At 43.8% G+C, this 12,213-nt stretch carries 10 protein-coding genes and 1 pseudogene; 10 read left to right on the top strand and 1 reads right to left on the bottom strand.

Annotated elements, in window-relative coordinates:
- Position 1: 1 nt before the first annotated feature.
- From A0128_RS11490 to fliH, 6 genes and pseudogenes are all read left to right on the top strand, one after another.
- The gene (locus tag A0128_RS11490; RefSeq protein WP_069607647.1) at positions 2–1,957 is read left to right on the top strand and encodes an LTA synthase family protein; all 1,956 of its coding nucleotides are present in this window, start codon (positions 2–4) and stop codon (positions 1,955–1,957) included.
- 15 nt (positions 1,958–1,972) lie between these two features.
- Positions 1,973–2,971 (top strand): N-acetylneuraminate synthase family protein, encoded by a 999-nt coding sequence (locus tag A0128_RS11495; RefSeq protein WP_069607648.1) that lies wholly within the window; start codon positions 1,973–1,975, stop codon positions 2,969–2,971.
- A gap of 88 nt (positions 2,972–3,059) precedes the next feature.
- Positions 3,060–4,103 (top strand): annotated as a pseudogene (locus A0128_RS11500) (peptidoglycan DD-metalloendopeptidase family protein); the annotation flags it as partial.
- A gap of 655 nt (positions 4,104–4,758) precedes the next feature.
- Positions 4,759–6,459: a flagellar basal-body MS-ring/collar protein FliF gene (fliF, locus tag A0128_RS11505; protein ID WP_069607650.1), complete on the top strand. Its 1,701-nt coding sequence runs from the start codon at positions 4,759–4,761 to the stop codon at positions 6,457–6,459.
- Positions 6,459–7,427 (top strand): FliG C-terminal domain-containing protein, encoded by a 969-nt coding sequence (locus A0128_RS11510; RefSeq protein ID WP_069607651.1) that lies wholly within the window; start codon positions 6,459–6,461, stop codon positions 7,425–7,427. Before fliF ends, A0128_RS11510 begins: the two co-directional genes overlap by 1 nt.
- Positions 7,428–7,430: 3 nt before the next feature.
- Positions 7,431–8,354: a flagellar assembly protein FliH gene (gene fliH, locus A0128_RS11515; protein ID WP_002626492.1), complete on the top strand. Its 924-nt coding sequence runs from the start codon at positions 7,431–7,433 to the stop codon at positions 8,352–8,354.
- Between the two features lie 199 nt (positions 8,355–8,553).
- Here fliH and A0128_RS22115 read toward each other — a convergent pair whose 3' ends face one another.
- Positions 8,554–8,841: a hypothetical protein gene (locus tag A0128_RS22115; RefSeq protein WP_156781828.1), complete on the bottom strand. Its 288-nt coding sequence runs from the start codon at positions 8,839–8,841 to the stop codon at positions 8,554–8,556.
- Positions 8,842–8,956: 115 nt separating this feature from the next.
- On the opposite strand from A0128_RS22115, the gene fliI reads away from it, so the two are divergent.
- The 4 genes from fliI (at position 8,957) to A0128_RS11540 (ending at position 12,107) form a co-directional block, all read left to right on the top strand.
- Positions 8,957–10,321, top strand: coding sequence for a flagellar protein export ATPase FliI (fliI, locus tag A0128_RS11525; protein ID WP_069607653.1), 1,365 nt, complete (start codon positions 8,957–8,959; stop codon positions 10,319–10,321).
- Positions 10,322–10,325: 4 nt separating this feature from the next.
- Positions 10,326–10,898, top strand: a complete 573-nt coding sequence (gene fliJ / locus A0128_RS11530; RefSeq protein WP_069607654.1) for a flagellar export protein FliJ — start codon at positions 10,326–10,328, stop codon at positions 10,896–10,898.
- Between the two features lie 158 nt (positions 10,899–11,056).
- Complete coding sequence (locus A0128_RS11535) at positions 11,057–11,704, top strand: periplasmic-type flagellar collar protein FlbB (protein ID WP_069607655.1); 648 nt, start codon at positions 11,057–11,059, stop codon at positions 11,702–11,704.
- Positions 11,705–11,717: 13 nt separating this feature from the next.
- Positions 11,718–12,107, top strand: a complete 390-nt coding sequence (locus A0128_RS11540; RefSeq protein ID WP_245667148.1) for a TOBE domain-containing protein — start codon at positions 11,718–11,720, stop codon at positions 12,105–12,107.
- The last annotated feature ends 106 nt before the right edge of the window (positions 12,108–12,213 follow it).

A 12,213-nucleotide genomic window follows, 5' to 3' on the forward strand; every position in this document is an offset into this window, starting at 1 on the left:
GATGTTACAAAAGATTCCCGCAAATCTTAGGATTCTTTCGGCCTATGTCCTGGGGTTTCTGATTCTTTTCTTTTTTTACAGACTTTCTTTTTTAGGAGTTTTCTCTTCTAAAATAGAATCGGCTACGTTTTTCGAACTCCTAATTAGTTTTCTCGTAGGAATTCGATTCGACCTTTCGGTCTGCGCCATGCTGTTAGGACCGTTTTTTATCCTTTCTGCGATCCATCCGCTCAATCGTTGGAAAGTTTATTCTCTCTTCTGGGGGCTTGCTCCGATCGTTCTTTTCTTTTGGACGGCGGCTCATCTTTTAGGAGACGTCCTTTATTTCGGAGAAACAAACAAACACCTCGGTTACGAAGGATTCGTTTTTTTGGGATTAGAATTCGTCGTGATTCTCAAATCCTTTTTTGTGGGAAATCCGATTCTCGCATCTATATCGATGATTCTCCTAATAACAGCGTTCCCCTTTGCCGCGTTTCAATACATTCGAAATTCCTACTATACTTATATACCCTATGCCGGAAAGAAAGAACTCCTACAGCTCCTCTACATTCCACTTATCCTATTTTTGTTAATTCGCGGCGGATTTCAATCCAGACCTTTGAGGGCAAGCGACGCGATGACCTCAAAAACCCATCTCGTAAACCAACTCGCACTCAACGGCGTTTTTACTTCCATCATGGATCTAAAAAATCAATCCATTCCGCCCAACTTGGTAGTTCCTTATCCAAAGGCCATACAAACCGTAAGAGAAGAAATCGAGTATCCGGGCGCCGAGTTTATTTCGAAAGAATATCCCCTTCTACGCGAAACCAAAGAGAAGAATGGGAAAAGACCGCCTAACATCGTTTTGATTCTCCTCGAAAGCTGGACCGGAAAATACGCATTCTCAAACGGAACCTTTCGCCCCGAAGGAAAATTAGTCGCGCCTCATTTTGAAGAGTTAGTAAAGGAAGGTGTTTATTTTTCCTCCTTTTTTGCAAGCGGAGGAAGGACTACAAACGGACTCCTATCCACGTTAACCGGAATTCCGGACGGCCCCGGACTGACCGTAGTAAGAAGTCCTCTCGTCCTCAGTCGTTTCGGAGGACTCGGAACCATCCTCAAATCGATCGGCTATCAAACCCTCTTTCTTCACGGAGGAGACGTTAGTTTTGATAATATGAATTTTCTTTTTTCACACTGGGGATTCGATACGATCCTAGGTCAGGAACATTTCGACACACTTAAAAAATACAAACCCGGTCCTTGGGGTTACTACGACGGAGATTTGTTAAGCGAACTTCACGAAACTCTAATGCGTCAAAAATCTCCCTTTCTCGCGGTCACATTGACGTTAACCACACACTATCCGTATCAAACCCCGAAACCAAGCGACAGAATCTTTACAAACGCACTCGAAGAAGCCGATTATTTTAATGTCTATCACTACTCCGACGAAGCGATTCATTCTTTTTTGCAAAAGGCAAAGAAGGCTCCTTACTTCAAGGATACGGTTTTTATCTTCGTAGGAGATCACGCGCACCATCGAAACCTGGACTATTTCGAAGACAGAAACATTCCCTTTTTAATCTACTCACCGGGAAAGATCACACCCAAAATGGACTCGAGAATTTCCTCTCAACTGGACGTGATTCCGACTATCCTCGGAATCGTCGGAAAGAAGGTTCCATTCTCCGCGATGGGAAGAGACCTTTTGGATCCGAAGCTGAATGGAGGAACCGCCTACTTCGCTTTCGGGAATCTTTTTGGTTGGATCGAAGACAACTGGATCTTTTATAGTTTTACAGACAAGGTTCGAAATTCTTCCTTTTCCATCACTCCTCGAATCGGAGAAACGGAAGAATGTAAGAATGATCCCGTAAAATGCGAATCTTATCATATCAAAGCAAAAGCATTTTGGAACTTAAGTTATGAGCTGATGAGCCGAAATCTTATATATCCGCCAAAAAATTAGAAGACGAAGTAAAACATGACCTTTCAAAAAGAATTCTCAATCTCAAAACAAACAACCGTCGGAAACGAACATCCACCCGTAATCGTAGCCGAGATCGGGCTCAATCATAACAACGACGAAGAGATCGGAAAAAGAACGATTTCCGCCGCGAAAAAAGCGGGAGTCCAGGCAGTTAAGTTTCAATCCTATGTTACGGAAGAATTTATAGATGTAAACAATCCGGACGCAAAGATCCTCGTGGATATATTCAAAAAATATGAACTTACGGAAACGATGCACAGAAAGTTCCAGAAGGCCGCACAAGACGAAGGTCTTATCTTTTTTTCCACACCTCTTTGTGTAAGCTCTTTGCAGCTACTCGTTGGCCTCGGTGTTCCCGCGATCAAGATTGCGAGCGGAGACGTTACAAACAAAACACTTTTACGTGAAACCGCAAAAACAAAACTCCCGGTGATCTTATCTTCCGGCGCTGCTGAATTTTTTGAAGTGAATAGAGCGATTTCCTTTTTAGAAGAGGAAGGAACGACCCAGCTTTGTCTTTTGCACTGCGTGTCCCTCTATCCGACTCCGCCTGAAAAAGCAAATTTAAGAATCATAGAAACATTCCAAAATCTTTATACGTTTCCGATCGGATTTTCGGATCATACGGCCGGAAGTGTAGCCGCGGCGAGCGCCGTTTCTCTGGGAGCCGCAATGATCGAAAAACATTTTACATTGGATAAGAATTTGGACGGACCCGATCACGGAATTTCATCCGATCCGAAAGAACTCAAAGAACTCTGCGACGCTTCCCTTCTCGCGTGGAAGATGAGAGGAAACGGGGAAAAAAAAACCTGGAAAGAGGAAGTCGGCGGAAGATTTTTTGGAAGAAGAGCGTTGTACGCCGACAAAAACGGAAATCCGATCGCGCTCAGACCGGACCTGACACAAAGAAGCGGCGGATATCTGGATTCCTGGGAAATCGACGTTTCCAAACACCTCAAAGCGGAACCCGGCAAACCGTTTCATGTATAAGAATTTTATAATTTATAAAATTCGATTTCGCTTATCAAAAATCGCATTTTTGATTCTACTTTCAACGGCGTCGATCGCTTCGGCCCCCAATTTTGGAAACTTCGGGTCCGAAGTGGACTTTATCGACTTCGGAAGATGGACAACCGCGCCCTTTAGCTATTCGGTATCCTCCGCGTTTTCGGCGGAATACGGAGGTTTTAATCTTTTTGATTCCGATCAACAAACCCACTGGTATTCTTCCAATCAACCCGGAAACGAATGGATCATCGTGGACTTCGGCTCCAAACGTCTGATCAACGGACTCGAGATCACCGTTCCCCTCTTTCGAAAAGAAAGGGCCGTTCACAAATACGAGATTCAAGTTTTGATTCGAGACGACTGGAGAACGATTCTTACAAACGAAAAGGTAGAACTCGTCAACTTTCACAGACTCGAAAACCTAGACGCTTCGGTCTTACGAATTTTTTTTCCGAACACAACGGAACGCGGAGTTGTGATCAGCGATCTAAAACTTTTTCTGAACCAGAGACTATTGAACGGAATCGAAGCGCGTCTCCGAGGTTATACGTTTCCCGTGACCGGAGGACTGATTCCCACGTTTGACTTTCAACTTCCGAACGCCCCCAGAGTTTATAGAAACGGAGTTCATAAGGGAATCGATATATACAAAAAGAAAGATATAGACGGACAGATTCGAAATTTAAACTTTCAAGACGAGGCTATCGCTCCGGGAGATGGGACGATCGTACGCGCGGACCAATCTTATTCTCCCATGACCCTCGCCGATTACGAATATCATACTTCCCAGTCTCACAAAGGAACCGTTACCTATGTGGAGAAAGACTTTGGTGGAAGACAGGTCTGGATCGATCACGGAAACGGTGTGATGACGAGCTTCAATCATCTTTCTTCGATCAAAAACAACGTTCGAGTTGGAAGTAGAATCAAACAAGGGGAAATCATCGGAACGGTCGGAAACTCCGGACTGATTGAAGAAGCGAAAGGTTTATCCGATAACATTCACCTCCACTTTGAGATCTGGGTGGATGGAGAATTTTTCGGGAACGGAATTCCTCCGGCCCAGGTTCGAAAACTGCTTCAGTATTTTTTCAAACGAAACGGAGCGGATTAAAAAAGATCGAATTTTTGTTTTTAGACAATGGTTTTGGAAAGAATAAATTTCCATAGATTTCAAACGTTTCAAAAATCGACTGTGTCAATATTATTCCGTAGTTTCTCTTAAAACGGACTTAAAGTCCGCTGCAAGCAGTTTTTCTCAATTGATTTTATACTTCCAAACCGTTGCGTAACGAAGAAGTATAAAATTTGGAAGAAAAAGAATTTAAAAAACCTTTCGATATTGACTATTTTTTCGAAAACCATTTTCCAAATCGACTTCGTCCCTCAAAGAATTCATACAAAGAGACAATTCCCCTATAACTCTTCCGCACCGACTAAAAAGAACTAAAAAAATTAAGAAGCGGGCGGAAGCCTTTGGATCGTGTTTTGAGTTTTAACAAAGTAAATTCGTACTTCATTGAATTCTAATATAACTAAATTTTATCTTCGTTCATTCTATTCTCAAAAATTTTATCCAAAACCACTACTCAAAAATTGAGTACCAGAAAATTTTCTCCAAACACATTCAAAATGACGAATGCAAGGCTTTCACTGCGCTTAACATTTGTGTACTAAATGAATATTTTCTAAAAAAATTTGAAAAGAGATTGTACTTTCTTTCCGATATTTGATTATGTCCCGTATTGTAAATTCGGTGGAGATTCGCTATGCCAGAGCAGTTGCAGAAAATCATTAATAACGTCCGGGAATTTTTCACAACCCTGGATACGACCAAGAAACTCATCCTCGGAGGAGTTGCGTTAACCGTAATTGTTGCGATCGGAATTCTTTCTACGATCTCTCTGCAAAAGAACCGAGTCGTCCTCTTCAAAGACCTTACGAGCAAGGATTTTGCCGAGGTCACAAAAAAACTGGATTCTCTCGGATATCAATATGGAACCTCGGATACGAGCATTGTTACCGTCGATCCAGAACAAAGACAAGAGATCGTCACAAAACTCGCACAGGAAAATTTAATTCCCGCGGGAGTACAAGGCTGGGAGCTCTTCAACGTGGACAAGTTCACGGAGACTCAGTTTGACAAAGACATCAAGAAATACCGAGCTCTCAAAGGAGCCATCGAACAATCCTTGATGACCCTTCGTTCGGTTGATAAGGCATACGTCAACATAGCATTCCCCGAAGACGAACTCTTTAGCTCCAACTCATCTCCAGTAAAGGCATCCGTAATTCTCCATTACATTCCCGGCGTCGAATCTCTTTCCAGAAAGGAAGTAAAAGGGATCGTAAACTTGATCTCGAGAGCGGTTCCGAAGTTAAAACCTGAAAACGTGAGCGTTGCTGACGCGGACGGTAAGATCATAAGTGACTTCGAAGAAGATCTCGAAAAAGAAAGACTCGAACTCAGAATCGTTCAAGAAAAGTTAAGAATCGGGGAAGAACAGAGAATTCAGAGATTGATCGACATGAGAAACACCCTTCGCTGGCTCCTCGGCGGTGAAGAAAGAGTCGATATTACACGTTTTGAATATAACTTAAACTGGGACAAGGAATCTTATAAAGACAACTCTGTATCTCCCGTCGTCGCAATTCCCGATAACCCGAACACACCCTACTCCGAATTAAAACTCGTGGACGGATATTCTTTAAAAGTTTCCTCCAAAGAAACAAAGGAAGACTTCAAAGGAAGAGGGTTTACTCCGGACGGACCTGCGGGAACCGAACCGAACATTCCTCCCGGATATAAAGATACTGACTATCAAAAATCCGAATATAGCAAATCCGAGAACATCAATAACTACGAATTCAACAGAAGGGTTTCCGAAGTTCAGAAACAACCTTGGAAAGTCGAAAAGATCAACTTGTCGGTCGTGATCGACGGGATGTGGGAAAAGAAAGAGAAAGAAGACGGAACAGGCTATGAAAGAAAATACGTAGCGGTTTCGGACGACGAACTCAGACAAATTCGTAAAAACTTAGAAGCCGCGGTAGGACTCGATAAAGCAAGAGGAGATCAGATTTCCGTAATCACGATTCCTAAGGACAGATCGGCTCAGTTCGCAGCGGAAGACGAAGAACTCCGCAAGCAGAAGGCGATCCGCCAAATGATCATCGCATCTTTGATCATCATTCTTCTACTCATCGTAAGCATCTTGGTTTACAGAGCGGTTAAAAAAGAAATCGCAAGAAGAAGAAGACTCAGAGAAGAAGAACTCGCTGCACAACAACAGATGATGAGAGAAGCGGCTCTTCGAGTCATGGACGAAGGCGGAGCGGAAGTCGAACTCTCACTCGACGAAAAGTATCGAAGAGAACTTCTCGAAAACGCGATCAACCTCGCAAGGGAAAAACCGGAAGAGGTCGCGCAGCTTCTCCGCACATGGCTCTCTGAAGAGGAAGCAAGCTGATGAACTCCCTGTCGTCCAGACAAAATAGAGCGGGAAGTCTTCTTCGGATTCTGGGAGAACACCTCCCTCCGGAAGTCTACCGCCACTTAGGTCCGGAAACGACGGGGAAACTTCTTGAATCGTTTCACAAAAGCGGAAAACCGGATTCAAAAGAAGAGAGAGAAGTTCTCTCTTCTTTCCTCGGTTCCCTCTCCAAAATTCAGAGAGAGGAGAATATAGATCCCGAAAGTCTCAATCTGATTCGAGAACTGGAAGCTCTTCTCAAAGAAGAAAAAGAGGAAAAGGATCTTTTACAAGAGCTCAAACAAAAGAGCGCGGAAGAAATTTCCAGAATCGTTTCGGGTGAGAATTCGGATATGATCGCCTTGGTTCTTTGTTTCGGAAATCCGGACGCGGCGGCCGCGGTGTTAAACGACTTCCCCGAATCGCGAAAGGAAGAAATTCTGATCCAAATTCACGATCTCGACCTTTCCAGCGAATACGAGAAGAATCGTCTGGAACGTTTTCTGAAGTTCAAATTAGAAGCGCTCGCCTTGGAAGAGAAGAGCCTTCCGACTCGAAACCAGAGGGGAAAAAAGGCCGCGGACCTTTTGGGAAGACTCAAACCCGGAGATTCTCAAAAAATCTTTGATCGAATCCGCGAGAAGAGACCCGGTTTTGCCGAAAATATAATTGAACACTTCTTTCGGATGGAAGATCTGTTATTCTTAGAAAGAGAACCTTTGAATAGATTCTTTTCTTCCTTTCATCCGATCGTTCTCGCCTGTGCGCTAAAAGGGACGGAGACTGAAATTCAGCTCCGGATTCTTGAAAAATTAGAACCGGCTCTGAGCGCGTCGATTCGTCTGGAGTCGGACTCAATGGGTCCGATCAGTCTCGCGGAAATGGAGACGGCTCAGAATGGAATTCTCGAAAGACTCACGGAAGAGATCGAAGAAGGAAGTATCAAATTTTGGAGAGCTACGTAACCGATGGCCAAACTCGTCTTTAAACCGATTCAAATCGCAGACATCAAAGATCAGGTCGAATTAGCGATTCCCGATAAATATAAAAAGTTCCACAGAGACGAGGACGCCGAAGAGTTCGAGGTAGACCAAGAAGGGAATATCATCGAACAGTATCAGGGGCCTTCGATCGAAGAGATCGAAGCGGAACTGAGTCGTTATCGAGAAGAGAACGAAGAACAGGTTCGTAAACTTCTCGAAGACGCGAGAAGAAAATCGGAAGAGATCGAAGAAGAAGGACGCAAGCGCGCCTTCCAGATGATCCAAGATTCCAAAGAAAAAGTTAAATTAGAAGAAGATACCGGTAAGGCAAAAGCAGAACAGATTCTCGACCGTGCGAAGATGGAAGTCGAGAGAATGATCAAAGAAGCTGAGATGAAGGTGGCGGAGATCGAACACGAGGCTTACTTAAAAGGTTACGATGCGGGACGAGAAGTCGGTTTCAAAAAAGGTCAAGGTGAAGTTCGAAGACTCATCGACCGTTTAGGAACCATCGTTGGTAAAGCGATCGATATTCGAGAAGAAATCATCCAAGCCTCCGAGAAACAGATGGTCGAGATGATTTTGATCATCGCGCGAAAAGTGATCAAAGATGAAATCATCGAGAGAAAGGAAATCGTTCTCAATAATATTAGAGAAGCCTTAAAAAGAATCAAGGACAGAGACCGAGTGGATATCCGGGTCAACTTCGCGGACTTGGAACTTACAACGGCTCACAAAGACGAACTTATCAAACTTATGGAATCTCTTCGCAAGGTCAATATCTACGAAGACTCTCGTGTGGATCGAGGTGGTGTTATCATTGAGACGGACGTGGGAGCGATCGACGCAAGAATTTCGACTCAGCTCAAAGAAATCGAGGAAGCCATTCGAAATGCGGAGCCGATTTAAAAATAGAAAGTTTTTCGGAGAAAGCCTCGACGCTTCCTCGCTTTCTTTTCTTTTTGAATTTGTTTTTAAACAAGACATTCTTCTCCCTTCTTATCGATCTCCCGGGTTCTCCGGGAGATCTTTTCTTTTTGCGGGAGTTCCCACGGTTTCTCAGAAGGTTTTTTGGAATCCAGAGGGGACTCGACAAGGATTTGAGAATTCAATCGTGGAGCTTAGAAAGCGTATGAGTTCCTACTTTTGGGATCGAGAAATTCCACTGGGAAAAAGGAGAATTGGAGTCGGTCAATTTTTCAGCAGATTTTTTCTTTGTCGGAGTTCCGACAAGAGAAGAATCGGGAATTTTAGATTTACTAAATTCTTCTTTTGTGCTACGGAAAATTCTTCCGATTTTTTCCCGCCAGCCCGCCTCCACCACCCAACGAGGGTGGGGCAATTTTCTTTCACAGAAAATCGTCGTAACTACGACGAATTCGGATCCGAGAATCACCCCGAATTATTTCGAACTCTCACTACTTCCTATAGAGACATAATTCTTTTATTTTCTCATAGATACTTGACTTTCCGACAAATCCTGGATACCAAGAGATAATTCCGAGCTTTCTATGATTGAAAAGAAATTTCACGAAAAAATAGACGTTATGTCCAAATACTTCCTGATCATGGATCGCACCGAGACGATCCGAAAGTCGGGAAAGGTCATTCGTGTCTCAGGAAACGTCATCTATTCGGAAGGCCCTCCGGATTCTAAGATTGGTGAACTCATGGATGTTCAGAAGAGCGGAAAGGAAGGTTATCTCCAGTGTGAGATTGTCGGGTTTGAAGGTCATGTATATACTCTCATGCCTCTCGGTCCCGTGGAAGGGATCTATCCCGAAGCCTTTGTTTTTTCTTCCGGCCGCAAACTTTCGATTCCCGTAGGGAAAGAACTCTTAGGACGCGTTCTCAACGGTGTAGGAAGACCCATCGATAAAAAAGGTCATATTATCACAAAGGAAGAACGTCCCCCGGACGCCGAAGTCCCAAATCCTCTGGACCGACCGATCATCCGAGACATCCTCATGACCGGGGTTCGCGCAATCGATGGAATTCTTACCATAGGAAGAGGACAGAGAGTTGGAATTTTCTCCGGCTCGGGAGTCGGTAAATCCAGCCTCTTAGGAATGATCTCCCGTTATACGGATGCAGACGTTAACGTCATCGCACTCGTAGGAGAGCGCGGACGAGAAGTAAACGAATTCATAGAATTAGATTTAGGAAAAGAAGGACTCCAGAAGTCAGTCGTCCTCGCGGCGACCTCTGATTCTCCCAAGATGGAACAAGTCAACTGCGCCCTCCTCGCTACCGCTATCGCGGAATACTTTCGAGATCAAGGAAAACACGTGAACCTCATGATGGATTCCTTAACAAGATTCGCTCAGGCCAATCGGGAAATCTCCGCATCCAATCACGAACCTCCTATCACACGAGGATTCAGTTCCTCCGTTTTTTCAAAACTTGCAAAGCTTGTGGAACGTTCCGGAACTTCTAAGTCCGGAGGAACGATCACCGGTTTTTACACCGTCTTAACCGAAGCCGACGAAATGGAAGATCCGGTTGCCGACGCGGTTCGAGGTTATATCGACGGGCATATCATTCTCAGTAGAAAGCTCGCCGAAAGAAATCATTATCCGGCAGTGGATATCCCGGCCTCTCTCTCTCGGGTTATGGCGAGAATTGCACCGGAAGATCAGAACTTGAGAGCGGGAATGATCCGAGAACTCATCAGTGTCTACAACTCTGCGGAAGAATTGATTCGTCTGAACGCCTACGTCTCAGGCTCCGATTCAAGGGTCGATATGGCAATTCGAAAGAAGGACAAGATCGATCGTTATCTGAAACAGAAGATTCAGGAAAGAAGCACTTTTGCACAAGCGGTGAAAGGTCTCAAAGACGTTTTAGAAGAAGAACAAGAAGACGAGGAATTCTAATCCTTTGAAACGTTTTGAATTCAATCTAGAGCCCGTCCTAAATCTTCGGAAAAAAAAGGAAGACGAAAAACTCAAAGCGTTTTCGCTCGTCGCCGGCGAAATCAATCAGATTCGAAACGAAATTCATGAGAACGAGAAACAGATCGATCTCCTCACGGGAGAATCCTATTCTCTTCATGGCGCTTCTTTAAGAGACTATCAACTGCACCAAGGTTATATTCGTTCCCTCATCACTCAAAATGAAAATTTAGAATCGGACATCGATAAGAAAAAGCCCGAACTCGATTCTAAAAGAGCCGAATTGATCCTCGCTCAAAAAGATAGAAAGATCCTCGAAATTCTAAAAGATAACCAATACAAACAATACAGAAAGCTCTATTTCAAAAAAGAAAAGTTCGAGCTCGAAGAACATTACAACCAGCTAAAATCCATCCAATGGAGAGAAATCCGTGAATCCACTCAATCTGAACCGCCTCCGAGAATCTTTACATTCGATACGGGAACAAACCCTGAAAGCGCAAACGACGACGCAGGGCTCTCAGAGCTTAAAAAACTCTACGAACGATTCAAAAAATGAATCCTTCTTTCAGAAAATTCTGAACGCGACGACTGGAAATTCTTCTTCTCCACCGGATTCTATGCTTAGCCTTCAGAAGAAAATTACCGATTTTCAAGAAAAGGCCGAAGAGTTGGAAAATAAGATCAGCAGGAATCGGATCGACCTAAAGGTTTAATATGGCATCGTTAAGCGACAAAGCAAGAGCAACCTATCTGGTTCTCCTTATCTTCTTTCTCTTAGGAATCGGTTTTTTTGTTTTTGATTACTTCCAAATCATCAACGCTTCCGAAATTTTTCCTTTTCTAAGAAAGGAACCAGGTCTCGTAAATCAAGACAACGAATCTCCTTCGGAACTTCAGAAGTTAGAATTCACAAAAGCTCAGGAAAGATTTGCGGAGGAATTGGACGAATTAGAAAAGAGAAAGATCGAACTCCTCGCTGAAAAGGGACGACTGGAAGCGGAGATGGAGAAACTCGAAGAGATGAGAAAAGGTCTTATCACAAAAGAGAAGGACATGAAATCAGCGGATGCCGAAAAGAACAGTCGTCAAAAGCTAGTTAAGGTTCTTGCTGATAAGGTCGGTAATATGCCTCCGGACTCCGCGGTCGGAATGCTTCTAAACTGGCCTGACGGAGACATCATAGACGTCTTTATTCAGATGGACAAGGACGCGGAAGACGACGGAAGACCTACGATCACAACTTATCTTCTGACTCTTTTTCCCGCGGACAGAAGAGCGATGATAACAAACAAATGGCTGAGCAGATCCGGCGGGATCAAAACTCCGGGTATTCCGGACGACGCCGTCGAAGCAAATCCATAATTCGGAGCAAACGATGAAACTATATTCTAAAATTATAATTCTTTTATGTTTCTTTTTCTTTTTGACGGCGTTCCCGATTCTCGGAAAGAAAAAGAACGGACCTCCTCCGAAAGTCAGCGGATACGAACTTGTTTCCAATCCTTCAGCCGCTTTTGGGAAAACGATTCAGATCTCCGGAACTGTCTCCGAAATTTTATACAAAGGAAACTCGATTCGTTTTGTAGTTTATTTTTCGGGCAAACCCGTTGCATTGGATTCGGATGCTCCTTCCTTGATTTCCAACGTCCAAGTGGGGAGTTCGGTTTCAGTCTGTGGGTTCTATCTCAAAGATCGCGAACTCAAGGCAAATGGAGTTCCTACCACAATGCCTTTTATTCTCGTAGAAACTCCCGATTGCAGATAACGCAGAAAATCGGTTCGAAAAAAAACAAAGCGGCTTTTCCGCAAGATGGAAAGAAATATAAGAATTCGACCTTCTCGATCCTTAGGATCGAATCGAAGTAGGATTT

This window comes from Leptospira tipperaryensis (genome assembly GCF_001729245.1).
GTDB lineage: Bacteria > Spirochaetota > Leptospiria > Leptospirales > Leptospiraceae > Leptospira > Leptospira tipperaryensis.